At 61.9% G+C, this 24,936-nt stretch carries 16 protein-coding genes and 1 tRNA gene; 14 read left to right on the forward strand and 3 right to left on the reverse strand.

Annotated features, from left to right (window positions below):
* The first annotated feature begins 76 nt into the window (after positions 1-76).
* The 9 genes from NKH41_RS24005 (at position 77) to bglA (ending at position 14,979) form a co-directional block, all read left to right on the forward strand.
* Complete coding sequence (locus NKH41_RS24005) at positions 77-1,159, forward strand: ABC transporter permease (RefSeq protein WP_352449101.1); 1,083 nt, start codon at positions 77-79, stop codon at positions 1,157-1,159.
* Complete coding sequence (locus NKH41_RS24010; RefSeq protein ID WP_352771862.1) at positions 1,156-1,944, forward strand: ATP-binding cassette domain-containing protein; 789 nt, start codon at positions 1,156-1,158, stop codon at positions 1,942-1,944. The genes NKH41_RS24005 and NKH41_RS24010 overlap by 4 nt, the downstream gene beginning before the upstream one ends.
* Before the next feature lie 174 nt (positions 1,945-2,118).
* Positions 2,119-4,587 carry a glycogen/starch/alpha-glucan phosphorylase gene (locus NKH41_RS24015; protein WP_352771864.1) on the forward strand — a complete coding sequence of 823 codons (2,469 nt, stop codon included), beginning with the start codon at positions 2,119-2,121 and terminating at the stop codon, positions 4,585-4,587.
* A gap of 145 nt (positions 4,588-4,732) precedes the next feature.
* Positions 4,733-6,946 (forward strand): 1,4-alpha-glucan branching protein GlgB, encoded by a 2,214-nt coding sequence (gene glgB / locus NKH41_RS24020; RefSeq protein WP_352771866.1) that lies wholly within the window; start codon positions 4,733-4,735, stop codon positions 6,944-6,946.
* Positions 6,947-6,981: 35 nt separating this feature from the next.
* Positions 6,982-8,247, forward strand: a complete 1,266-nt coding sequence (gene glgC, locus NKH41_RS24025; protein WP_023679306.1) for a glucose-1-phosphate adenylyltransferase — start codon at positions 6,982-6,984, stop codon at positions 8,245-8,247.
* A 3-nt stretch (positions 8,248-8,250) separates the two neighbouring features.
* Positions 8,251-9,696 (forward strand): glycogen synthase GlgA, encoded by a 1,446-nt coding sequence (gene glgA / locus NKH41_RS24030; protein WP_352771868.1) that lies wholly within the window; start codon positions 8,251-8,253, stop codon positions 9,694-9,696.
* Positions 9,697-9,699: 3 nt separating this feature from the next.
* Entirely contained in the window at positions 9,700-11,328 is a 1,629-nt protein-coding gene (locus tag NKH41_RS24035; protein ID WP_352771869.1) for an alpha-D-glucose phosphate-specific phosphoglucomutase, read from the forward strand.
* Positions 11,328-13,361 (forward strand): glycogen debranching protein GlgX, encoded by a 2,034-nt coding sequence (gene glgX, locus NKH41_RS24040; RefSeq protein WP_352771871.1) that lies wholly within the window; start codon positions 11,328-11,330, stop codon positions 13,359-13,361. Before NKH41_RS24035 ends, glgX begins: the two co-directional genes overlap by 1 nt.
* Positions 13,351-14,979 carry a beta-galactosidase BglA gene (gene bglA, locus NKH41_RS24045; RefSeq protein WP_352771873.1) on the forward strand — a complete coding sequence of 543 codons (1,629 nt, stop codon included), beginning with the start codon at positions 13,351-13,353 and terminating at the stop codon, positions 14,977-14,979. Before glgX ends, bglA begins: the two co-directional genes overlap by 11 nt.
* Before the next feature lie 16 nt (positions 14,980-14,995).
* Here the strand turns inward: bglA and NKH41_RS24050 are convergent, their stop codons facing one another.
* Complete coding sequence (locus tag NKH41_RS24050) at positions 14,996-16,780, reverse strand: pilus assembly protein TadG-related protein (RefSeq protein WP_352771875.1); 1,785 nt, start codon at positions 16,778-16,780, stop codon at positions 14,996-14,998.
* A gap of 1 nt (position 16,781) precedes the next feature.
* On the reverse strand, positions 16,782-17,261 hold the full coding sequence (locus tag NKH41_RS24055; protein WP_084641571.1) for a TadE family protein: 480 nt from the start codon (positions 17,259-17,261) through the stop codon (positions 16,782-16,784).
* A 381-nt stretch (positions 17,262-17,642) separates the two neighbouring features.
* Between NKH41_RS24055 and NKH41_RS24060 the strand changes: the two genes are divergently transcribed.
* The 4 genes from NKH41_RS24060 (at position 17,643) to NKH41_RS24075 (ending at position 23,057) form a co-directional block, all read left to right on the forward strand.
* The gene (locus NKH41_RS24060; RefSeq protein ID WP_352771877.1) at positions 17,643-19,235 is read left to right on the forward strand and encodes a peptide ABC transporter substrate-binding protein; all 1,593 of its coding nucleotides are present in this window, start codon (positions 17,643-17,645) and stop codon (positions 19,233-19,235) included.
* Between the two features lie 166 nt (positions 19,236-19,401).
* On the forward strand, positions 19,402-20,325 hold the full coding sequence (locus tag NKH41_RS24065) for an ABC transporter permease subunit (protein ID WP_352470962.1): 924 nt from the start codon (positions 19,402-19,404) through the stop codon (positions 20,323-20,325).
* Positions 20,318-21,436 (forward strand): ABC transporter permease, encoded by a 1,119-nt coding sequence (locus NKH41_RS24070; protein WP_352770575.1) that lies wholly within the window; start codon positions 20,318-20,320, stop codon positions 21,434-21,436. Before NKH41_RS24065 ends, NKH41_RS24070 begins: the two co-directional genes overlap by 8 nt.
* A gap of 1 nt (position 21,437) precedes the next feature.
* On the forward strand, positions 21,438-23,057 hold the full coding sequence (locus NKH41_RS24075; protein WP_352503453.1) for an ABC transporter ATP-binding protein: 1,620 nt from the start codon (positions 21,438-21,440) through the stop codon (positions 23,055-23,057).
* 70 nt (positions 23,058-23,127) lie between these two features.
* Here NKH41_RS24075 and NKH41_RS24080 read toward each other — a convergent pair.
* A tRNA-Pro gene (locus NKH41_RS24080) sits at positions 23,128-23,204 on the reverse strand.
* Between the two features lie 205 nt (positions 23,205-23,409).
* On the opposite strand from NKH41_RS24080, the gene NKH41_RS24085 reads away from it, so the two are divergent.
* A complete protein-coding gene (locus NKH41_RS24085) occupies positions 23,410-24,924 on the forward strand; it encodes a phosphomannomutase/phosphoglucomutase (protein ID WP_502895730.1) in 1,515 nt (504 codons plus the stop codon).
* Positions 24,925-24,936 lie beyond the last annotated feature (12 nt).

Here is a 24,936-nt window from a genome sequence, read left to right on the forward strand (position 1 = left end):
TCGGCTCAACTTCAAAAGAACAATAGAGAATGTGGAGCGGTTTCGGCCGCTCCACATCACAGGCGGGGAGGCCGACTTGAGCGTCGAAACTACCAGGAGCAAGGGACCGCAGGAATTCGAGACGGTCCTGGCCACTAGCGACACCAGCGTCGCTTCATTCGAGACGCATTCCCGCTCGACGCTCGAGAGCATCCAGCACCGCTTGCACAAAAGCCCTGCCATGGTGCCCCTGATCATCCTGATCATCTCGGTGGGTCTGTTCGCGGTGGTCGTCGGCGGACGCTTCTTTTCTCCTTTCACCCTCACCCTGATCCTCCAGCAGGTGGCGATAACCGGCATGGTTGGCATCGCGCAGACACTGGTGGTGCTCACCGCCGGCATCGATCTGTCCGTCGGTGCCATCATGGTGCTGAGCTCGGTCGTCATGGGCCAGTTTGCCATGCATTACGGTGTTCCAGCGCCGGTGGCCGTTGCCGTCGGGCTGCTTGTCGGCGCGATTTGCGGCTTGATCAACGGCATTCTCATCGCTTGGGTGAAACTGCCGCCCTTCATCGTGACGCTCGGCACCTGGTCGATCTACGCTGCCATCAACTTCATCTATTCCGGTAACGAGACCATCCGCAGCCAGGATCTCGAGACGACGGCGCCGCTGCTGCAGTTTTTCGGCGGATCGTTCAGGATCGGGGGCGCCGTCTTCACCTATGGCGTGCTGTTGGTGCTGATCATGGCGGCAATTGCCTGGTACGTGCTCAATCACACCGCGTGGGGCCGGCACGTCTATGCGGTGGGCGACGACCCGGAGGCCGCGGAACTGTCGGGAGTGCGCGTCAGCCGGATGCTGGTCGCGGTCTACACGCTGACTGGTATCATTTGCGCCATCGCCGGCTGGGCCCTGATCGGACGCATCGGATCGGTCTCGCCGCAGGCCGGGCAGTTCGAGAACATCAATTCGATTACCGCCGTGGTGATCGGCGGCACTTCGCTGTTCGGCGGCCGCGGCTCCATCCTCGGGACCATCTTCGGTGCGCTGATCGTCGGCGTGTTCGCGCTCGGCCTCAGGCTTTGGGGGACAGATCCGCAATGGACGCAATTGTCCGTCGGCGCCCTTATCATCATCGCTGTTGGTATCGACCAGTGGATCAGGAAGATCTCGGCATGAACCAGACTCACGAACCGATCCTTACCGCGCGCAGCCTGGTCAAGCGCTACGGCCGCGTCACCGCTCTCGACAGCGCAGACTTCGACCTCTATCCGGGCGAAATCCTTGCTGTCATTGGCGACAACGGCGCCGGCAAGTCATCGCTTATCAAAGCCATTTCCGGAGCGGTCACCCCCGACGAAGGTGAGATACGGCTTGAAGGCAAGCCTATCGCCTTCAAATCACCGATGGAGGCGCGCGAGGCCGGCATCGAGACCGTCTATCAGAACCTGGCTCTGTCGCCGGCGCTGTCCATCGCCGACAACATGTTCCTCGGCCGCGAGATCCGCAAGCCGGGCTTTCTTGGCAACTGGCTACGCATGCTCGACCGTCCGGCGATGGAAAAGCGCGCCCGCGACAAGCTCACCGAACTTGGCCTGATGACGATCCAGAACATCAGCCAGGCGGTGGAAACGCTTTCGGGCGGCCAGCGCCAAGGCGTGGCGGTGGCCCGCGCCGCCGCCTTCGGCTCGAAGATGGTCATCATGGATGAGCCGACGGCCGCGCTCGGCGTCAAGGAGAGCCGCCGCGTGCTCGAACTGATCCTCGACGTTAAACGGCGTGGCCTGCCGATCGTGCTGATTTCACACAACATGCCGCATGTTTTCGAGGTGGCGGACCGCATCCACATTCACCGGCTCGGCCGTCGCCTCTGCGTCATCGATCCGAAGCAGTATACGATGTCCGACGCGGTCGCCTTCATGACCGGCGCCAAGGTGCCGCCGGAAGTGGCGCTGGCGGCCTGAGCAAGAACTTGAGGCCCATCGCGGAGGTCCCAAACGCGCTGTTTCCAAATGCCAAATTGCCGCAGGGCAACCCGGCTTGCGATCACCTGAATCGATTGAACATCCGGTGGGATGTACTAGCATTGGAAGAGATGGTGAAAGCCGCATGATCCTGGCAACGTCACGAGAGGCAGCATGACGCGCGCGATGACAACCGAAGCTCCTCTGCCCACGCTCGAAAACCCGGATCCCAAGACGCTCGCCGAGGAAGTCTTGCAAGCCCTCAAATACAGGGTCGGCAAGGGCACCAACGTTGCAACCCAGTACGATTGGCTCACCGCCTCGATCAAGGTTGTACGCGACCGCATAGTCGATCACTGGATGCAGGCGACCCAAGAGGCCTACGCCCAGCAGGAAAAGCGCGTCTACTACCTGTCACTGGAATTCCTCATCGGCCGCCTGATGCGCGATGCCTTCTCCAATCTCGGCCTGATGGACAATATGCGCGAGGCGCTGTCGTCGCTTGGCGTCGACCTCGACATCATTGCAGCGCTCGAACCGGACGCTGCCCTTGGCAATGGCGGTCTTGGCCGGCTCGCCGCCTGCTTCATGGAAAGCATGGCGACCGTCAATATCCCCACGCATGGCTACGGCATCCGCTACGCCAACGGCATGTTTCGGCAGGAGATCCATGACGGCTGGCAGGTGGAGCTGCCCGAGACGTGGCTCGATCACGGCAATCCCTGGGAGTTCGAGCGCCGCGAACGCTCCTTCGAGGTCGGCTTCGGCGGCTCGGTGGAATCGATCACCTCGAAGGACGGCAGGCTCGAGCGGCACGTCTGGAAGCCGACCGAACATGTTCTGGCCGTTGCCTACGATACGCCGGTGGTTGGCTGGCGGGCCAACCGCGTCAACACGCTGCGTCTGTGGTCCGGCATGCCGGTCGACCCGATCCTGCTCGACAAGTTCAATGCCGGCGATCACATCGGTGCGCTCGCCGAAAGCAACAAGGCCGATGCGTTGTCGCGCGTCCTTTACCCGGCCGATTCCCACAAGGCCGGCCAGGAGTTGCGGCTCAGGCAGGAGTATTTCTTCTCCACCGCCTCGCTGCAGGACATCGTCCAGCGTCATCTCAGCCAGTATGGCGACCTGCAATCGCTGCCCGACAAGGCGGCGATCCATCTTAACGACACCCATCCGGCCATCGCCGTCCCCGAGTTGATGCGCCTGTTGATGGATGTCCACGGCATGGATTTCGACCAGGCCTGGAGCATCACCAAGCGCACTTTCGGCTACACCAACCACACGCTCCTTCCCGAAGCGCTGGAAAGCTGGCCCGTGCCGCTGTTCGAGCGGCTGTTGCCGCGCCACATGCAGATCGTCTACGCCATCAACGCCGAGGTGCTGCTCGAGGCGCGCGCCTCCGACCAGTTCTCGGACGAGCAGATCAGCCGCATCTCGCTGATCCAGGAAAATGGCGATCGGCGCGTGCGTATGGGCAATCTGGCCTTTGTCGGCTCGCACTCGATCAACGGCGTGTCGGCACTGCATACGGAATTGATGAAGGAGACGGTGTTTGCCGACCTCCACAGGCTCTACCCGGATCGCATCAACAACAAGACCAACGGGATCACACCGCGGCGCTGGCTGATACAGTGCAATCCCGGCCTCACTGCACTCACCCGAGAGGCGATTGGCGACGGCTTCCTCGACGACATCGACGAGATAAAGCGGCTTGATCCTTTCGCTGAGGACGCAGCCTTCCGCGACAAGTTCGCCGCCGTCAAACGGGCGAACAAGATGAGGCTTGCCAAGCTCGTTGCCGACCGGCTCGGCATCAAGGTCGACCCATCGGCGCTGTTCGACATCCAGGTCAAGCGCATCCACGAATACAAGCGCCAGCTCTTGAACATTCTCGAAGCGGTAGCGCTTTACGACCAGATCCGCTCGCATCCGGAGCGCGACTGGATGCCTCGCGTCAAATTCTTCGGCGGCAAGGCGGCGCCCAGCTATCACAACGCCAAGCTGATCATCAAACTTGCCAATGACGTCGCCCGGGTCATCAACCGCGACCCGGCGGTGCGCGGCTTGCTGAAAGTGGTATTCGTGCCGAACTACAATGTCAGCCTGGCCGAGATCATGATGCCGGCCGCCGATCTTTCGGAGCAGATATCGACCGCCGGCATGGAAGCGTCCGGCACCGGCAACATGAAGTTCGCGCTGAACGGCGCGCTGACCATCGGCACGCTCGACGGCGCCAATGTCGAGATCAAGGAATGCGTGGGCGACGATAATATCTTCATCTTCGGCCTGACCACCGATGAGGTCGCCGAGCGGCGCAACAATGGTTACGATCCGCGCGCTGTGATCGAGGGATCGCCTGAATTGGCGCAGGCGCTGGCCGCGGTTTCATCCGGAGTCTTTTCACCTGACGATCCGGACCGTTATCGCGACCTGATCAACGGTCTTTACCAGAGCGACTGGTTCATGGTCGCCGCGGATTTCGATGCCTACGCCGCCACCCAGCGCGACGTCGATGCCGTCTGGCGCAACAGCCCGGACTGGTACGCCAGAGCCATCCGCAATGTCGCGCGCGTCGGCTGGTTCTCGTCCGACCGCACGATCCGCCAATATGCGAAAGACATCTGGCACGTGCCCGCCTGATGTGATTGCATGAGACTAGGAACAATGTGGCCCTAATGGAGTGATTTGACCCTCGCATCCCTTGGAGGGTAAGGCGGCATGCGAATGTCGAATTCAAAACTCCACTAGAAACATACACTTGGTGCCCGGGGAGGGTCACTGCCTGATGAGCAAGCCGCGCGCGACCGTTGCGACAAACGGGCCGGACGGACTGGCGCCAGCCGGCGATGTCGCGGCGATTGTCGCCGGCACGCACGGCGATCCGTTTGCCGTGCTTGGCGTGCATGAGGCGGGAAAGGGCTTTGTCGCCCGCTGCTTCGTCCCTCATGCCGAGTTCGTCACCGCCTATACGCTGACCGGCAAGAAGGCCGGCGAGCTGTCGAGACGCGACGACAGCGGTTTCTTCGAAGGCAAACTGTCGCTGCGCAAACGCCAGCCGCTGCGCTATCACGCCAGGAATTCCGGCGGTGACTGGTGGCTGACCGATCCATATTCCTTCGGTCCCGTGCTCGGCCCGCTGGACGATTATTACATCGCCGAAGGGTCGCATCTCAGGCTGTTCGACAAGCTCGGCGCCCATCTCATCGACCATGAAGGTGCATCGGGTGTGCATTTTGCGGTGTGGGCGCCCAATGCAAGGCGCGTCTCGGTGGTCGGCGACTTCAACGAGTGGGACGGCCGCAGGCATACCATGCGCGTCCGCCGCGATACCGGCATCTGGGAGCTGTTCATTCCCGACATTGGCGCTGGCCGCCCGTATAAGTATGAAATCATCGGGCCGGATGGCGTGAGATTGCCGCTCAAAGCCGATCCGTTCGCCTTCAAGTCCGAACTGCGCCCGGCCACCGCCTCGGTGACGGCGCTGCCGCCGGCGCACGAATGGGGCGACGAGGCGCACCGGAACTACTGGCGCAATGCCGACCACAGGCGCGAAGCCGTATCGATCTACGAGGTCCATGCCGGGTCATGGCGGCTTCACGACGACGGCAGCTTCTTGTCGTGGGACGAGCTCGCCGACAGGCTGATCCCTTACGTGGTCGAGACCGGTTTTACCCACATCGAATTCATGCCGATCTCCGAACACCCTTATGACCCGTCCTGGGGCTACCAGACGACGGGTCTTTATGCGCCGACTGCCCGCTTTGGCGATCCGGACGGTTTTGCCCGCTTCGTCGACGGCGCCCACCGCGCAGGCATCGGCGTCATCCTCGACTGGGTGCCGGCGCATTTCCCGGTTGACGAACACGGTCTGGCAAAGTTCGACGGCACCGCGCTCTACGAACATGCCGATCCGCGCAAGGGCTTCCATCCCGACTGGAACACAGCGATCTACAATTTTGGGCGCCGCGAAGTGATTTCGTTCCTGGTCAACAATGCGCTGTTCTGGGCCGAGAAATATCACGTCGACGGACTGCGCGTCGATGCGGTCGCCTCGATGCTTTATCTCGATTATTCGCGCAAGGCCGGTGAATGGATTCCCAACGAGAAGGGCGGCCGGGAGAACCTCGAAGCGGTCAGCTTCCTGCAGCGTATGAACAAGGAGGTCTACGGCCACCATCCAGGTGTGATGACCATCGCCGAGGAATCGACCTCGTGGCCGAAAGTCTCGCAGCCGGTGCATGAAGGCGGACTGGGCTTCGGTTTCAAATGGAACATGGGCTTCATGCATGACACTTTGGAGTATTTCTCCAAGGAGCCGATCTTCCGCAAGCATCACCACAACGACATCACCTTCGGCCTGGTCTACGCTTTCAGCGAGAATTTCGTGCTGCCGCTGTCCCATGATGAGGTGGTGCACGGCAAGGGCACGCTGCTCAACAAGATGGCCGGCGACGACTGGCAGAAGTTCGCGACGCTGCGCGCCTATTACGCCTTCATGTGGGGTTATCCCGGCAAGAAGCTGTTGTTCATGGGCCAGGAGTTCGCACAGCGCCGCGAGTGGAGCGAGGCGCGCGCGCTCGACTGGAACCTGCTCGATTTCCGGCTCCACCGCGGCGTCTGGCAGACGGTGCGCGATCTCAACTATCTCTACCGCTCGCGCCCCGCGCTGCATGCCCGCGACTGCGAGCCGGAGGGCTTTTCCTGGCTGATCGTCGACGACAGCGCGAACTCGGTATTTGCCTGGCTGCGCAGCGCGCCGGGCGGCAACCCGGTCGCCGTCATTTCCAACTTCACGCCGGTGCCGCGCGACAATTACCGCGTGCCGTTGCCGCAGGCCGGAAAATGGCGCGAGATCATCAACACCGATGCCACGGATTATGGCGGTTCCGGCAAGGGCAATAGCGGCGGCGTCGAGGCTCAGGCGGAAGGAGGAGGCATTTCGGCGACGATGCTTTTGCCGCCGCTGTCGACGATCATGCTCGAATTCGTCCCGGACTGAGCTATGTCTGGAGCATCTAACCTGGGAGGATAGGAATGGCTGAAACAAAACGAACACAGCCGCTGGCACGCGACGCCATGGCTTATGTGCTGGCCGGCGGCCGTGGCAGCCGGCTCAAGGAACTGACCGACCGCCGCGCCAAACCGGCGGTCTATTTCGGCGGCAAGACCCGCATCATCGATTTCGCGCTCTCCAATGCGCTCAATTCCGGTATCCGCCGCCTCGGCGTCGCCACCCAGTACAAGGCGCATTCGCTGATCCGCCATCTGCAGCGCGGCTGGAACTTCCTGCGGCCCGAGCGCAACGAGAGTTTCGACATTCTGCCGGCCAGCCAGCGTGTGTCGGAAACGCAATGGTATGAGGGCACCGCCGACGCCGTGTACCAGAACATCGACATCATCGAGGCCTACGGGCCGGAATACATGGTCATCCTGGCCGGCGACCACATCTACAAGATGGACTACGAAATGATGCTGCGCCAGCATGTCGAGGCGGGCGCCGACGTCACCGTCGGCTGCCTCGAAGTGCCACGCATGGAAGCCACCGGCTTCGGCGTCATGCATGTCGATCCCAAGGACACCATCATCTCCTTCATCGAAAAGCCCGCCGATCCGCCGGGCATTCCCGACAAACCGGATTTCGCGCTGGCCTCGATGGGCATCTATGTGTTCAAGACCAAATTCCTGATGGAGCAATTGCGTCGCGATGCGGCGGAGCCCGGCTCGAGCCGCGACTTCGGCAAGGACATCATCCCCTACATCGTCGAGCACGGAAAGGCGATCGCCCATCGTTTTGCCAAATCCTGCGTGCGCTCGACCGCCGAGAACGAGGCCTATTGGCGCGACGTCGGCACGGTCGACGCCTATTGGGAGGCCAATATCGACCTGACCGACATCACGCCGGAACTCGACCTTTACGACCGCGATTGGCCGATCTGGACCTATGCCGAGTTGAAGCCGCCGGCAAAATTCGTGCATGACGAGGATGGCCGCCGCGGGTCGGCCGTGTCGTCTCTCGTGTCGGGCGATTGCATCGTTTCGGGCGCTTCGCTGAAGCGAAGCCTGATCTTCACCGGCGCGCGCATCAATTCCTATTCGACGCTGGAGGAGGTCGTCATGCTGCCGGACGTCCATGTCGGCCGCAACGCCAGGCTGAAGCGCGTGGTCATCGATCACGGCGTCAGGATCCCGGAGGGTCTGGTGGTCGGCGAGGATCCCGTCCTCGACGCCAAGCGTTTCCGCGTTTCGGAAAAAGGCATCTGCCTCGTCACGCAGGACATGATCAACAGGCTGGGATCGTAGTGCATGCAGGTTCTGTCGGTGGCGCCCGAGATCTTTCCGCTGGTCAAGACGGGCGGGCTCGCCGACGTGACCGGCGCCTTGCCCGTGGCATTGGCCGGCAAGGGCGTCACCATGCGCACGCTCGTCCCCGGCTATCCTCAGGTGATGGGCGCCTTCAGGAAAAAGAAGCCGGTTCAGCAATATCCATTGCTGCAGGGCGGCAAGGCTTCGGTGTATGCCGCCCAGATCGCCGGGCTCGACCTGTTCGTGCTTGACGCGCCGCATCTTTTCGACCGTCCCGGCGGCCCATACGGCAACGCGACAGGCGCCGACTGGCCGGACAATTGGCGGCGGTTCGCGGCCTTGAGCCAGGTAGGCGGTGATATTGCCGGCGGCGCGATCTCGGGCTACCTGCCCGATATCGTCCATGCCCATGACTGGCAGTCGGCAATGACGCTTGCCTACATGCGCTACGGCAAGGCGGTCGGCACGCCGTCGATGATCACCGTGCACAACCTAGCCTTCCAAGGCCAGTTCGGCGCCGGCATCTTTGGCGAGCTTGGCCTGCCGGCGGCGGCGATGGCGCTCGACGGCGTCGAATATTACGGCGGCGTCGGCTTCCTCAAGGCCGGCCTGCAGGCGGCGTGGGCGATCACCACGGTCAGCCCGACCTATGCGCAGGAAATCCGCTTGCCCGAATTCGGCATGGGCCTCGACGGCCTGATCAACATGCGCTCCGTCGATCTCCATGGCATCGTCAACGGCATCGATACCGAGATCTGGAACCCGGAAACCGACAAGCATCTGGTCTCCAACTACACCGCAAAGACGCTCAAGGCGCGAATGCCCAACAAGGCCGCGGTTGAGGACCGTTTCAGCCTCGATCGCGATGACAGTCCGATCGTCTGCGTCGTCAGCCGGCTGACCTGGCAAAAGGGCATGGACATACTGGCTGCGGCCATCGACGGCATCGTCGCGGCAGGTGCACGGCTGGCGATCCTCGGCTCCGGCGACGCTGGGCTGGAAGGCGCGTTGCTTGCCGCCGCAGCCCGCCATCGCGGCCGCATCGGCGTCGTCGTCGGCTATGACGAGGGACTCTCCCACACCATGCAGGGCGGCTGCGACGCAATCATTATCCCATCGCGCTTCGAACCTTGCGGGCTGACACAGCTTTACGGCCTGCGCTATGGCTGCGTGCCGGTCGTCGCGCGCACCGGCGGCCTTGCCGACACGATCATCGATGCCAACGAAGCCGCCATCTCTGCCGGCGTGGCGACCGGTTTCCAGTTTGCGCCCGCCAATGCCGGCGCCTTGCTGCACGCCGTCCGCCGCCTTGTCGAGGCGCATGCCAATCCCGCAGTGTGGACGTCGATGCAGCGGCAAGGCATGAAGGCCGACGTTTCGTGGGACAAAAGCGCCGAAAAATATATCCAACTCTATCGCTTGCTGCTTTCGAAAAGGGCTGCCTGACTGATGATCCGCACCGTCGCCACCAAACCCTATCCCGACCAGAAGCCCGGCACCTCCGGGCTGCGTAAAAAGGTCCCGGTGTTCCAGCAGGAGCACTATGCCGAGAACTTCATCCAGTCGATCTTCGACGCGCTGGACGGGTTCGAGGGCAAAACCCTGGTGATCGGCGGCGACGGCCGCTTCTACAACCGCGAGGTCATCCAGAAGGCCATCGCCATGGCCGCGGCAAACGGCTTCGGCAAGGTGATGGTCGGGCAGGGCGGCATCTTGTCGACGCCGGCCGCTTCGCATGTCATCCGCAAATACAAGGCCTTTGGCGGCATTATCCTGTCGGCCAGCCACAATCCGGGTGGCCCGCATGAGGATTTCGGCATCAAGTACAATGCCGGCAATGGCGGCCCGGCGCCGGAAAAGCTGACCGACGCGATCTTCGAAAAAACCAAGGCGATTTCAAGCTTCAAGATCGCCGATATCGGGCAGGTCGACATCGACACGATCAGCACGGTCAAGACGGGGGACATGACCGTCGAAATCATCGATCCTGTCGCCGACTATGCCGAACTGATGGAAAGCCTGTTCGATTTCGACGCATTGCGGGCGCTGTTCAGGTCGGGCTTCCGCATGCGCTTCGACGCCATGCATGCGGTGACCGGCCCCTACGCCAAGGAGATCCTCGAAAACCGGCTCGGCGCGCCCAACGGCACCGCCCGCAATTTCATTCCGCTGCCGGATTTCGGCGGCCATCATCCCGATCCCAATCTGGTGCACGCAAAACACCTCTACGACGAGATGATGGGGCCGGATGCGCCAGACTTTGGCGCCGCCTCGGATGGCGACGGCGACCGCAACCTGATTATCGGCAAGGGAATTTTCATCACCCCGTCGGATTCGGTGGCGATGCTCGCCGCCAACGCCCATCTGGCGCCGGGCTACAAGGCGGGGCTGAAAGGCATCGCCCGCTCGATGCCGACCAGCGGTGCTGCCGACCGGGTCGCCGAAAAGCTCGGCATCGGCATCTACGAGACGCCGACCGGCTGGAAATTTTTCGGCAATCTGCTCGATGCCGGCATGGCAACGATCTGTGGCGAGGAGAGTGCGGGGACCGGCTCCAACCATGTCCGCGAAAAGGACGGCCTGTGGGCTGTGCTTTTATGGCTCAACATCCTTGCCGTTCGCGGCGAAAGCGCCAAGCAGATCGTCACCCAGCATTGGACGGCCTATGGCCGTAACTATTATTCGCGCCACGACTACGAGGAGGTCGAGACCGATCGTGCCAACGCGCTTGTCGGCGAGTTGCGCGCCAAGCTCGGCTCGCTGCCTGGCACCCGCGTGCGCGGCATGACGATCGCCAGCGCCGATGATTTCGCCTATCACGATCCGGTCGATGGCTCGGTCAGCAGGAAACAGGGCATCAGGGTGCTGTTCGAAGGCGGCTCACGCGTCGTCTTTCGCCTGTCCGGCACCGGCACCTCGGGCGCGACGCTGCGGCTTTATGTCGAGCGCTACGAGCCGGACAAGAACCGCCACGATCTCGACACCCAGGAGGCGCTTGCCGATCTGATCGCGGCGGCCGACGACATTGCCGGGATTCGCAGCCATACGGGCCGCGCCAAGCCGAGCGTCATCACCTGATGTCGTCGGGACTATCCGCCGGCTATCGTCCGCGATTTGGCGGGCTTGCCGGGGAGGGCGGTATCCGCTTCGCCGCATGGTCCTCGTCGGCTCGGCGCATCTGGGTTTCGATTTTCGACGAACACGGCAACCGCGAAGTCGACCGGCTGGAACTCCAGTCGGAAGACGAGGGCGTCCATGCACTTTTTGTTGCCGGTCTCGCCGCCGGGACCCGATACGGGTTCCGCGCCGATGGCGACTACGCGCCGGAACACGGTCTCTGGTTCGATCCCGACAAGCTGCTGGCCGATCCCTATGCCGTCGAGATCGACAGGCCCTATGCCTATGACGGCCGGCTCGCCGCGCGCCGAGGCGAGGGGGCCGACACGGCGCCGCTGATGCCGAAAGCCATCGCCGGCGCCTTGCCGGAACCCTTGTCCGCCTTGCCGCCGCTGTTTCGGCCCGGCGGCCTTATCTACGAAGTGCCGGTACGCGCCTTCACAAAGCTGCATCCCGACATTCCCGAGAAGCAACGCGGCACCATTGCAGCGCTCGCTCACCCCCTCGTTGTCGAGCATCTGCAAAAACTCGGCGTGGCAGCCATTGAGTTGATGCCGGTGACTGCATCGATCGACGAACGGCATTTACCGCCGCTCGGTCTGCGCAACGCCTGGGGTTATAATCCCGTGACCTTCATGGCGCTCGATCCGCGACTGGCGCCCGGCGGTCTGGCCGAGTTGCGCGGAACGGTCGCCGCGCTGCGCGAGGCCGGCATCGGCACCATTCTCGACCTGGTGTTCAACCACACCGGCGAAAGCGACCGGCTCGGCCCGACATTGTCGCTGCGCGGGCTCGACAGCCGCGCCTACTACCGGCACGAGCCGGACGGCGCTCTGGTCAATGACACCGGAACCGGCAATACGCTCGCCTGCGACCATCCGGTCGTCCGGGAAATGGTCCTCGACACGCTTCGCCACTTTGTCCAGCGCGCCGGTGTCGACGGATTCCGCTTCGACCTGGCGCCGATCCTCGGCCGCGTCGACGGCGTCTTCGACGCCGATGCGCCGCTGCTGAACGCCATTCGCAACGACCCTGTTCTTGGCGACCGGGTGCTGATCGCCGAGCCTTGGGATATCGGACCGGATGGCTATCAGCTCGGCAATTTTCCGCCGCCCTTCCTCGAATGGAACGACAAATACCGCGACGATATCCGCCGCTTCTGGCGCGGCGACGGCGGCATGATCGGTGCGCTGGCGACGCGGCTTGCGGGTTCGTCCGATGTCTTTGCCAAAGCAGACCAGACAACGAGCCGCAGCGTCAATTTCATCGCCGCGCATGACGGCATGACGCTGGCCGATATCGTCGCCTATGAGCACAAGCACAACGAGGCCAATGGCGAACAGAACCGCGATGGTCACGACGACAACCTGTCCTGGAACAATGGCGTCGAGGGCGAGACCAGCGACCAGTCAATCGTTACGGCCCGCTTCGATGACCAGCGCGCGCTGCTGGCGACGCTCTTTGCCTCGCGCGGCACGATCATGCTGACGGCCGGCGACGAGTTCGGCCGCACGCAGCGCGGCAACAACAACGCCTACGCGCAGGACAATGACATCACCTGGCTTGACTGGGCCGGGCGCGACCTGGCGCTCGAGCATCATACGGCTCTGCTCGCCAGGATGCGTCGCGCCGTGCCGGCGCTCTTGGACACAGCATTCCTGACCGGAGAACAGCTTGCGGGTTCGGAAATCCCAGACGTAGCCTGGCTGACGGAAACCGGCGTGCCGTTCGACGAGGCAGCCTGGGACGATGCCAGGCGGCACCGGCTGGTCATGGTTCTCGGTAGCGGTGAGAACAGTCGCCTTGCGGTGGTCATCAATGGCGACCGCCGGGCCTGCATGTTCACGCTGCCGGAACGGGCGGGTTTTCATTGGCGCCCAGCTATCGAACCGGATAGTAGCGATATCTCGCGGCCGGTGCCTGGGCGAACAGTCCTGTTCATGATCGAAAGCAGGACAGCGCGTGCGGGCGCAGGGGAGAGCCATGATGGCTGACAATGCCGAATGGTGGCGCGGCTGCGTCATCTACCAGATCTACCCGCGCTCCTTCCAGGACACGACAGGCGACGGCAGCGGCGATCTCAGCGGCATCACCTCGAGGCTGGCCCATGTCGCATCGCTCGGTGCCGACGCCGTTTGGCTGTCGCCTTTTTTCAAGTCGCCAATGGCCGATATGGGTTACGACGTTTCGGATTACTGCGCCGTCGATCCGATGTTCGGCACATTAGAGGATTTCGACGCACTGATTGCGGAGGCGCACCGGCTCGGCCTGAAGGTGATCATCGATCAGGTCTTGTCGCATTCGTCGGATCGGCACGAATGGTTCGTCGAAAGCCGCACGAGCCATGACAACCCCAAGGCCGACTGGTACGTCTGGGCCGATGCGAAGCCCGACGGCACCGCCCCCAACAACTGGCTGTCGCTTTTCGGCGGCCCGGCCTGGGAATGGGACGCAACGCGCAGGCAATATTACCTGCACAATTTCCTCGCCTCGCAGCCGGACCTGAATTTCCACAACCCAAAGGTGCAGGACGCCTTGCTGGAAACGGTGCGGTTCTGGCTCGAGCGCGGCGTCGACGGTTTCCGGCTGGATACGGTCAACTATTACGTCCACGACCGCTGGCTGCGCAGCAACCCGCCTTTGGCGGAAAGCGTCGCCGGCACCAATACGGCAACCAGCCCCTATCTCTATCAGGAGCATCTGTTCGACAAGAGCCAGCCGGAAAACCTTGCTTTCCTCAGGCGCTTCCGGGCCTTGCTTGACGAATATGAAGGCCGCGCCGCTGTCGGCGAGATTGGCGACGAAACGCGTTCCTTGCAGACACTCGCCGCCTATACCGGCGGTGGCGACAAGCTCCAAATGTCCTACACGTTCGACCTGCTCGGCCCGCAATTCTCGGCGTCGCATGTGCGTGGCTGTGTCGAGGCCTTCGAGAGTAAGGTGTTCGACGGCTGGGTTTGCTGGGCGTTCTCCAACCACGATGTCGTGCGCCATGTCAGTCGATGGACAAGGCCGGGCGGCGATCCGGACAGGGTGGCGAAATTCTCGATCGTGCTGCTTTCCTGCCTGCGCGGATCGATCTGCCTCTACCAGGGCGAAGAACTCGGGCTGGAGGAGGCCGAACTGGCGTTCGAGGATTTGCGCGATCCTTTCGGCATCCGCTTCTGGCCGGGGATCAAGGGGCGGGATGGGTGCCGAACGCCGATGGTCTGGGAGGCTGGCGCCGACAATGCCGGCTTTTCGACGGGCAAGCCGTGGCTTCCGGTCCCGGCAAGCCATCGCGCCCAGGCGGTCGACGTCCAGGATGGCGAGCAAACCTCCGTCCTGGCGAGCTACCGTGCGATGCTGGCCTTGCGCAAGCAGCATCCGGCGCTGGTTCGAGGCTCGATCCGGTTCCTCGATGCCGAGGGCGACGTCCTTGCTTTCATTCGCGAAGGCGGTGACGAAAAGCTGCTCAGTGTCTTCAATTTCGCCGACGAGCCGGCCGGCTGGCAATTGCCACCGGATCTGGAAGCGATAGAGCCGATAGACCTTGGCGGTGCTGCCGGCGTCTTGCAGGAAAGAACGCTGTCGCTGCCGCCGCTGGGCTGCTTCCTCGGCCGGATCGGCTGAGCTCTATTTCATTATCTCATTGAACGAGCACGGAGCGCCCGCAAGTCGCGCCGACAACCCGCACATCGGCCTCGCCGACATGCACGCCGACAGCTGCAAGCACGTTATAGACCAGTTCGTCGACCGGCCCCGTCACGCCGTTCAGAACCGTTACAACCGCCGGCTTAACCGTTCCGAGCAGGGCCGTCACGTCCAGCCCGAGGCCCAGTGCATTGACCGAGAGCGAGAGGCCGCTGACCAGCGATGTCGTGAGTGATTGCGTCAGGTTTTTTGTGGCGACAGTTTTTATCGTCTTGTTGGCGATATCGGTGCTGTCGAACGTCAATGTGGTCGGATCGTTGTTGGTGATGGCAAGTGATGACGAACCCTTCACATCGAGCAGATTGAGGGTAAGCAGCAGAAGCTTCACGCTTACCTGGGCAATCGTGGCATCGGAGAACGATTGCGGATTGCTGAAATCGGCGAAGGCCGATGCGTTGTTGTCGGCGTCGCTGGCGGCAAGGTGCAGCGAGGCCACGCCAGGCTGCGCGGCGATCGAGACCTTGATGCTATCCGGCCGGCCGGTCGGGCAGCTGATGTCGGTTAGCTTGGCTTCCGCATAGGCGACTTCGACATGCAGAGGCAGGTTGACGGACAGCAGACTGATGCCGCCGCCCAGATTGGAATTGCCGATGCCCACCGTGGTGACCAGCTTGAGTCGTGTCTGCGCGGTGCGCACCACGGTGCCTTTTTCCCCGACGGCCAGCCAGGGTGAATATTGCATCGGTTCACCGATGGCGATGGCGAGCGTGGTGGAGGTAAGTCCCGGAATAGTGGCGCCGAGATCGACCTGGACCTGGTTTGAGCCATTGGCCAGCGAGGCGGCGGCACCCAGCATGCCCATCGCGCTTGCGTCGACGGAAAAGCCGGGAGACTTTTGTCCGAGGCCGAGCCTGCCGATCGAGCCAAGATCGATAAGATGACTGAGGGGTATCTTGACCGTGTTGGTGGCCCTCGACGCGATCGTCTGCAGCACAAGTTTGCTGGCGCTGCCCGACCCGGACGCATTGGCCATGGCGGTCGCGATCTGGCCTACCGTCGCTTTTGACGCCAGCACGTCGGAATAGCTGACACCTGTCAGTTGCAACTGTACGGCAAGGGCATCGACGAACGAAAGCACGTTTACATCGGCCGAGATCAGCGCGTTGTAGTCCATGACGCTGAGCGAAATGTTGGCGCCCAGCAACTTGCTGAGAAGCGCGTTGAGGATGCCGCCATTGACGCTGAGGAGCCTGGACCCGACCGAGAACATCGCTTGCGGGGTCACACTGGCAATGGCTTCGGTGCCGACAACCGGAGTAGGGATGAGCGAACTGGCGAAATACCGGGCGGGGATTTTTCGCAGAGTGACGCGAACGGCGTTGTAAGGCGTTTTGCCGGCTTCGAAGCGCTTGTCGACACCAACGGAGGACGCCGCTGAGTATCGGCCGCCGGTGACCGACACGACGGTTTTGCCAACCGTGGGAACGATTGTCTGACCTGCCTTTTGAACAATGATGCCGGGCATTCGGTTGTCACTGAGCGTGGTTACCGCCGCGGCTTCCATATTATTGATGTTCGACGCCGCGGTGATCGCCGCCAGATCGGTCATCGCCTGGGCTTCCCTGCGCTCCGTGTAGATCGAACCTTCGTCGACAGCGAAGGCAGCCAGCCCCAGCGCGAATGGCGCTGTCAGCGCCGTCATGACGGCAAAGTTCGCCTTCTTGTCGCCAACCATCGAGCGAGCGATCCACCCGATGCTCCTCAGCAAGAACTGCGACATTTCAAATGCCTCCAATCCTGATGGTAGATCTGCGCGACATCGTGGTTTGCGGCATCGCAAGGCTTGGTAACAGGTTCCAGATCGGCAGGTTGCTGGCATCGTACTGGATCGACACGACGAACTGATTTCCGTCGGCCGTGCTGTCCGTCGCCTGATAGGTCAGCTTGCCGGAATCGACGAACGGGTATCCACTGGCATTGTTTTTGACGAAACTCGCCACCAGCGCCTGGCGCTCGGTTTGATTCAATCCGGCAATTGCGGTGCGGGCGGCATCGGCGGCGATTTGCTGCAAGGAGTTGCTTGCACCAAAATAGATACCATATGCAACCATTCCGAGCAAAAGAAGGATAAAGATTGGGGAAAGCAGGGCGAACTCGACCGCGGAAGTTCCGGACTCTTCTCCAATTTTGCGTAGATTCGTCCGTATGTGGCGCAATATTTTACGCTTCAATGCGACAGTATTACTGTCTATCTTGTTCATTGCCCTTGCCCGTTGGAACCCAAGGTCGATGTGCCGATTCCATCGAAATTTGTAACCCTTGGTTGCCTAAGAACCAATTAATACATTCCGGTAAACTGAAATGATCGGCCAGATTATTTCCCAGATCGGCGTTCTGGCCAGGAAACCCAGTCAAACTCATGGTTTCGACCATTGATTGGCCGCCCGCAAAACGACTGCCCCGGCCCCCTTACTTTGGGTGACCCCGAGAGTCTGTTGAAATAAAAAATCTCCACGTTACTGTTTGGCCACCAGCTGCCGGAGAGGGAACCGGCTGCGCGCTCAAAAGGAACCAACCAATCGGTTTCGGGGCGTCAACACTTAGAGACGTGGCCGAAGGGCGACGTCATTAGGGAGAACTCCATGTTGAAACATGTGCTGAAGGCGACGGTACTCGCCACGACCATGGTCTTGGCCGCCGGTACGTTCTACACGCCGGCTTTCGCCGAGACCGTCTACAACCGCGGAGCCGCCGCCGAAGCGGAGACGCTCGATCCGCACAAGACCTCGACGGTCTACGAAGCCGATATCATACGCGACCTGTTCCAGGGCCTCGTCATGCATGACCAGAAGACGAATCTCATTCCGGGCGCCGCCGAAAGCTGGACGGTGTCCGACGACGGCACTGTCTACACCTTCAAGCTGCGCAAGGACGGCCTCTGGTCGGATGGCAGCCCGGTGACGGCGGACGACTTCGTTTATTCGTTCCGTCGGCTGGAAGATCCGGCCACCGCTGCGGAATACGCTTCCATGCTCTATCCAGTGAAGGGTGCCGAGGAAGTCAACACCAAGAAGGGCAAGCCGGAGGATATGGGCGTCAAGGCGATTGACGCAAATACCCTCGAAGTCACGCTCAAGGCGCCAACGCCTTACTTCCTGGAGATGCTGACCCATCAGGCGACCTATCCAGTTAACAAGGCGTCTATCGAAAAGCTTGGCGCCGACTGGATCAAGGCAGGCAAGCTGGTCTCGAACGGGGCCTTTACAGCGGCAGAGTGGATTCCCAACGACCATCTGAAGCTGGTCAAGAATCCGAAATTCTGGGACGCCGCCAGCGTCAAGTTGGACGTGGTCAACTACATCCCGACCGAGGATCGCTCGTCCGCGATGAAGCGCTTCGAGGCCGGCGAATTCGACAGTTACGGTGACCTGCCGACCGAACAGCTCGCCGATCTCAAGACCAAATTCGGCGACCAGGTCCGTGTCGGGCCATATCTCGGCATCTACTATTACGCGATCAAGACCGACAAGGCGCCTTGGGACAACGTCGAACTGCGCAACGCCATCTCGATGGCGATCGATCGCGACTTCCTCGCTGAAAAAGTCTGGCAGAATTCGATGCTGCCCGGCTATTCGATGGTCCCTCCGGGTATCCAGGGCTACACGCCGGCACTGGCCAAATACGCCGACATGCCGCAGATCGACCGCGAGGACGCTGCCAAGAAGATCCTCGAGAAACTCGGCTATACACCCGAGCATCCGTTGAAGATGCAGATCCGCTACAACACCTCGGAAAACCACAAGAACACCGCTGTCGCCATCCAGGAACAGTTGAAGCCGCTTGGCGTCGAGGTCACGCTGCTCAACACCGACACCAAGACCCACTACTCCTTCCTCGAGCAGAAGGGCGACTACGATGTGGCGCGTGCCGCCTGGATCGCCGATTACAAGGACCCGGAAACCTTCCTCGGCATATCTCGCAAGGCCAGCGGCAACAATTATTCGAGCTATAACAGTCCGAAATTCGAGGCGGCCATGGACAAGGCTGCCGCCGCCGGCGGCAAGCCCGACCAGCGCATGAAGGAACTCGCCGAGGCCGAGCGCATCCTCGTCGACGACGTCGGCGAGATCCCGCTTCTCTACTACAGCTACCACGACATCGTTTCCTCGAAGCTGCACGGCTTCGACGACAATGTGATGGACATCCATCCGTCCCGCTTCATCAGCAAGGACTGATCCCTTAGCCAGGCCGCCGCGCGACTCAATGCGCGGCGGCGCCGGTTTGCCATCGCATCGGCCCGGGAACCGGATTCGATTTTCGACAATGTCGGTGCGAAGATTTGAAGGCTAGAGCGCAATCGTCCAGCCGGACGCGCGCTGCTCTGGATCGAGCGGGGCATCGATGCTGCGATTCGTTTTCCGGCGGCTCCTGACCGCCATCCCGACGCTGTTCGTCATCGTGACTATAGCGTTCTTCCTGATACGCGTCGCGCCGGGCGGCCCGTTCAACCAGGAGCGGGGCCTGAGCCCCGAGATCAGGGCCAATCTCGAAGCCCAGTTCGGGCTCAACGACCCGCTCTGGCTGCAGTACCTCCATTATTTAGGCAATCTTCTGCGCGGCAATTTCGGCCCCAGCTACAACATGCCGGATTTCACCGTCGGCGAGTTGTTCAGGGAAGGCCTGCCGATCTCGATCCAACTTGGCGCTTCGGCGCTCGTTCTGGCGCTGCTCCTCGGCAGCGTGCTCGGCACTGTTGCCGCGCTCAACCAGAACAAGCTTGCCGACTATTCGGTGATCGCGCTGGCGACCGCCGGCAGCACCATACCAACCTTCGTCATCGCCCCGATAATCCAGCTTGTATTCGGATTGACCTGGAAGCTGCTGCCGATCGGCGGCTGGGGCGATGGAGCCCTCATCAACAAGGTCGGCCCGGTACTGACGCTCGCTCTGCCGCAGATCGCCATCGTTGCCCGCCTGATGCGCGGCTCGATGATCGAATCGCTGCACTCGCATCACATCCGCACCGCGCGCGCTCTCGGCCTGTCCGACTGGTCGGTCGTCGTCAAGCATGCGCTGCGCGGCGCCATCCTGCCGATCGTCTCCTTCACCGGTCCGGCAGCCGCAGCCCTTCTCACCGGCTCGGTCATCGTCGAGACCATCTTCTCTATCCCGGGCATCGGCCGCCATTTTGTCGTTGCTGCACTCAACCGCGACTACACATTGGTGATGGGGACGGTGGTGGTCATCGCGCTCTTCACCATTGTCTTCAACCTGATCGTCGACGTCCTCTACGGGGTCGTCGATCCGAGGGTGCGCTATGACTGATATCGCAGTTGCCGCACCGGTCGTCGGCCGGTCCCTTTGGGGTGACGCCTGGGCGCGCCTCAAGGCCAATCGCGCGGCCATGTTCAGCCTCTATTATCTTGCCTTCATCGCCGTCATCAGCGTGTTTGGGCCCTATCTCGTGCCGCACCAATACACCACCATCTATGCCGACTATGTCCGTACGCCGCCGAGCTTCTCCGCCTATCCGAAGGCCGACATGATCGAAGGCGCTCTCGATGAGGCGATCAGGCGTATGCGCGTCGACATTACGGAGTGGCGGCAGGAGGACAGCCGTGTGTTCGTTACCGTCAAATCGTCCAAGCCGATCGATGACCGCAACATTCGCTACCTTGATCGTTCCGATACCTTTGATGACACAAAGATCGAGAGCAAATCGCCGGACGGTCTCGAAATGGTGATGAGTGCCTCGATCAAGCAGCAATATTTCCTGTTCGGCACCGACAATACCGGCCGCGATCTCCTGTCCCGAACGCTGATGGCCGGGCGCATATCGCTAGCCATCGGCCTGCTTGCCGGCATTGTGGCCGTGGTTATCGGCGTGCTCTATGGCGCCACCGCCGGCCTTGCCGGCGGCAGGGTCGACGAGGTGATGATGCGTGTCGTCGACGTGCTTTATTCTTTGCCGTTCATCTTCTTCGTCATCATGCTGGTGGTGTTCTTCGGCAGGAACTTCGTGCTGATGTTCCTGGCGGTCGGCGCGGTGCTGTGGCTCGACATGGCGCGCATCGTTCGCGGACAAGCGCTGTCGATCCGCCGGCAGGAATATGTCCAGGCGGCGGAAGCGATGGGCGTCGGCCAGCGAGGCATTCTGCTGCGCCATGTGATCCCCAATTTGCTCGGGCCGGTGGTGATCTACATGACGCTGCTGGTGCCGCAGGTCATTATCCTGGAGAGTTTTTTGTCGTTCCTCGGGCTTGGCGTCCAGGAGCCGATGACCAGCTGGGGCGTGCTGATCTCGGTTGGCGCCCAGAACATCGGCTCGGCCAACTGGCTGCTTCTTTTCCCGGCCTTCTTTCTCGTCTCCACGCTGTTCGCGCTGAATTTCGTCGGCGATGGGCTGCGCGATGCGCTCGACCCGAAGGATCGTTGAGATGGCTGCTTCCGATACCATTCTCAGCGTCAAGGACCTTCGAGTCCGCTTCCGCACCCTCGACGGTGTGGTGGAGGCGGTGAAGGGCATCAATATCCACGTCAAATCAGGCGAAACCGTCGCCGTCGTCGGCGAATCCGGTTCCGGCAAGAGCCAGACGATGATGGCGGCGATGAGCCTGCTCGCCTCGAACGGCGAAGCCAGCGGCACAGTCGATTATCGCGGCCGCAATCTTTTGACCTTGAGCAAACCCGAGCTCAACAAGATCCGCGGCCGCAAGATCAGCATGATCTTCCAGGAGCCGATGACGTCGCTAGACCCGCTCTATTCGATCGGCAACCAGCTGATCGAGCCGATCCGCAAGCATCGCGGACTTGGCGCCGCCGCGGCGCGCGAGGAGGCGCTCAAGCTGCTGCGGCTGGTCCATATTCCCGATCCGGAGCGGCGGATGAAATCCTATCCGCACGAGTTGTCGGGCGGTCAGCGCCAGCGCGTCATGATCGCCATGGCGCTGGCCAACGACCCCGACATACTGATCGCCGACGAGCCGACGACCGCGCTCGACGTCACCATCCAGGCGCAGATCCTCATGCTGCTCGCCGAATTGCAGCGCAAGCTCGGCATGGCGATCGTCTTCATCACCCACGATCTCGGCATCGTCCGGCGCTTTGCCGATCGGGTCTATGTGATGCGCTATGGCGAGGTGGTCGAGGAGGGCGAGGCGGAAGCGATCTTCGCCAACCCGCAGCACGGCTACACCAAGATGCTACTTGCCGCCGAACCGACCGGCACCAAGGCGCCGCCGCCTCCGAATGCCCCTGTCCTGCTTGAAGGCAGAAACGTCGAGGTGACCTTCAAGATCGGCGGCGGATTTCTTGGCGGCGAGCCGCTGCTGCTGCGCGCCGTCGATCGCATTTCGATACGGCTGAAGCGCAACCAGACGATCGGCATCGTCGGCGAATCCGGCTCGGGAAAATCGACGCTCGGCCGCGCCTTGCTGCGGCTCCTGCCCAGCGACGGTATCATCCGGCTTGGTGACCGCGACATTTCCCACGCCGACCGCCAGGCGATGAGGCCGCTGCGGCGCGAATTGCAGCTGGTTTTCCAGGATCCGTTCGGCTCGCTGTCGCCACGCATGACCGTCGGCCAGATCATCACCGAGGGGCTCCTGGTCCATGAGCCCAATCTGTCGGGCAGGCAGCGCGATCTCCGCGCGGTCGATGCCTTGCTCGAAGTCGGGCTCGACCCGAACACGCGCAACCGCTATCCGCATGAATTCTCCGGCGGTCAGCGGCAGCGCATCGCCATTGCGCGCGCCATGATACTCAAGCCTAAAGTGGTGGTGCTGGACGAGCCGACCTCGGCGCTGGACCGCTCCGTGCAGAAGCAGATCGTCGAATTGCTACGCAAGCTGCAGGCCGACCACGAACTGTCCTATCTGTTCATCAGCCACGATCTCGCCGTTGTGCGCGCCATGGCCGACTACATCATCGTCATGAAACAGGGCAAGATCGTCGAGGAGGGGCCGGCCGAGGCGATCTTCAGCAATCCGCAGGCAACCTACACACAGACACTGATGGCCGCGGCCATCGATGTCACGCGATTTCGCCTGAGCGCATAGCGCGATTGGTCAGAACTGCGGCGGATGGTGGTTGTTTCGGGAACAAAAACAGCTAAGCCGCTGTTTTTTCTGGTCGGAGTGGCAGGATTTGAACCTGCGACCCCATCGTCCCGAACGATGTGCGCTACCAGGCTGCGCTACACTCCGTGACCAGACCGCGGGCTTATAGCCGCCGCGTTTGGTTACTGCAAGCGCCAATGGCAGCGCTTCTGTCGCATTTCTTTCGCTTTCGCCGCCACGTCATACAGGTTTCAGTTTCCTGTCGCACAAACACGGCTTAAAGGGCATCTGGGTAACCGTCCACTTGCCTCGAAGCACCTGATTCAGCCGCCTGGAGTTTGCAGCCTTGTCGATGAAGATCGTTAGCGATGCCAGACCAAACACTTTTGAGTTTGAAACCTCGGCGCTGATCAAGCCGTCCGGGTTTCGCGAATATGATGCGCGCTGGTGGTTCGGCCATCCCGGCTCGAACGAAACGCCGGAACTCAATCTGATCGGCGTCCAGGCGCTCGGCATGGGGCTCGGCACGCTGATCCGTCGCCTGGGTGCCGGGCCCGACATCGTCACCGGTCACGATTTCCGCTCCTATTCGCTTGCCATAAAGCTGGCGCTGGTTTCCGGGCTGATGGCTGCCGGCGCACGGGTCAAGGATGTCGGGCTGGCCCTGTCGCCGATGGCTTATTTCGCCCAGTTCGCGCTCGACACGCCGTCCGTTGCCATGGTCACTGCCTCGCACAACGAGAATGGCTGGACCGGCGTCAAGATGGGCGCGGCGCGCCCGCTGACTTTTGGTCCGGAGGAGATGAGCGCGTTGAAGGCGATCGTGCTCTCAGGCGATTTCGATCTTGTCGGTGGCGGTTCCTATGACTTCGTTGCGGACTTCCGCAAAACCTACCTTGACGATGTGACAGCGGGAAAGCGTATCTCCAGGAAGCTCAAGGTGGTGGCCGCCTGCGGCAACGGCACCGCCGGGGCTTTCGCTCCCGAGGCACTGGAAAGGATCGGCTGCGAGGTCATCCCGCTCGACGTCGAGCTCGATCATACGTTCCCCAATTACAATCCCAACCCCGAAGACATGCAGATGCTGCACGCCATTCGTGACAAGGTGCTGGAAACCGGCGCCGATGTCGGGCTCGGCTTCGACGGCGACGGCGACCGCTGCGGCGTGGTCGACAATGAAGGCAACGAGATTTTCGCCGACAAGGTCGGCGTCATGCTGGCGCGCGACATTTCGCACCTCTATCCCGGCTCGACTTTCGTCGTCGACGTCAAGTCGACCGGATTGTTCATGACTGACAAGGTGTTGCGGGAAAATGGCGCGGTCACCGACTATTGGAAAACCGGTCACTCCTATATCAAGCGGCGCGTCGCCGAACTCGGCGCTGTCGCCGGTTTTGAGAAATCGGGCCACTTCTTCTTCAATCCGCCGATCGGCCGCGGCTATGACGATGGCCTGGTCACGGCCATCGCCATCTGCCAGATGCTGGATCGCAGCCCGCAAAGCAGCATGGCCGACCTCTATCGCGATCTGCCGCTGACCTTCGGCACACCGACCATGTCGCCACACTGCGCCGACGAGCTCAAATACGGCGTCGTCGAGCGCGTCGTAGGCGACTTTCGCAAGATGAAGGACGACGGCGCGGTTTTCGCCGGCCAGAAGATCGCCGAACTGATCACCGTCAACGGCGTCAGGGTCGTGGCGGAGGATGGTACCTGGGGGTTGGTGCGGGCATCATCGAACAAGCCGGAGCTTGTGGTGGTGGTGGAGAGCCCGGTATCGTCCGAGCGGCGCCGGCAGATGTTCGAAGCCGTCGATGCGGTGCTGCGCCGCAGCCCCGAAGTCGGCGCCTACAATCAGACCTTTTGAGCACGAGGCTTG

The organism is Mesorhizobium sp. M1169 (assembly GCF_040318345.1).
Classification (GTDB): domain Bacteria; phylum Pseudomonadota; class Alphaproteobacteria; order Rhizobiales; family Rhizobiaceae; genus Mesorhizobium.

Excerpts from the sequence above, each read along its gene's own strand:
- NKH41_RS24010 (WP_352771862.1), top strand. The coding sequence starts at position 1,156 with ATGAACCAGACTCACGAACCGATCCTTACCGCGCGCAGCCTGGTCAAG.
- NKH41_RS24015 (WP_352771864.1), top strand. The coding sequence starts at position 2,119 with ATGACGCGCGCGATGACAACCGAAGCTCCTCTGCCCACGCTCGAAAAC.
- glgB (WP_352771866.1), top strand. The coding sequence starts at position 4,733 with ATGAGCAAGCCGCGCGCGACCGTTGCGACAAACGGGCCGGACGGACTG.
- glgC (WP_023679306.1), top strand. The coding sequence starts at position 6,982 with ATGGCTGAAACAAAACGAACACAGCCGCTGGCACGCGACGCCATGGCT.
- glgA (WP_352771868.1), top strand. The coding sequence starts at position 8,251 with ATGCAGGTTCTGTCGGTGGCGCCCGAGATCTTTCCGCTGGTCAAGACG.
- NKH41_RS24035 (WP_352771869.1), top strand. The coding sequence starts at position 9,700 with ATGATCCGCACCGTCGCCACCAAACCCTATCCCGACCAGAAGCCCGGC.
- glgX (WP_352771871.1), top strand. The coding sequence starts at position 11,328 with ATGTCGTCGGGACTATCCGCCGGCTATCGTCCGCGATTTGGCGGGCTT.
- bglA (WP_352771873.1), top strand. The coding sequence starts at position 13,351 with ATGATGGCTGACAATGCCGAATGGTGGCGCGGCTGCGTCATCTACCAG.
- NKH41_RS24050 (WP_352771875.1), bottom strand. The coding sequence starts at position 16,780 with ATGTCGCAGTTCTTGCTGAGGAGCATCGGGTGGATCGCTCGCTCGATG.
- NKH41_RS24055 (WP_084641571.1), bottom strand. The coding sequence starts at position 17,261 with ATGAACAAGATAGACAGTAATACTGTCGCATTGAAGCGTAAAATATTG.
- NKH41_RS24060 (WP_352771877.1), top strand. The coding sequence starts at position 17,643 with ATGTTGAAACATGTGCTGAAGGCGACGGTACTCGCCACGACCATGGTC.
- NKH41_RS24065 (WP_352470962.1), top strand. The coding sequence starts at position 19,402 with ATGCTGCGATTCGTTTTCCGGCGGCTCCTGACCGCCATCCCGACGCTG.
- NKH41_RS24070 (WP_352770575.1), top strand. The coding sequence starts at position 20,318 with ATGACTGATATCGCAGTTGCCGCACCGGTCGTCGGCCGGTCCCTTTGG.
- NKH41_RS24075 (WP_352503453.1), top strand. The coding sequence starts at position 21,438 with ATGGCTGCTTCCGATACCATTCTCAGCGTCAAGGACCTTCGAGTCCGC.
- NKH41_RS24085 (WP_502895730.1), top strand. The coding sequence starts at position 23,410 with ATGAAGATCGTTAGCGATGCCAGACCAAACACTTTTGAGTTTGAAACC.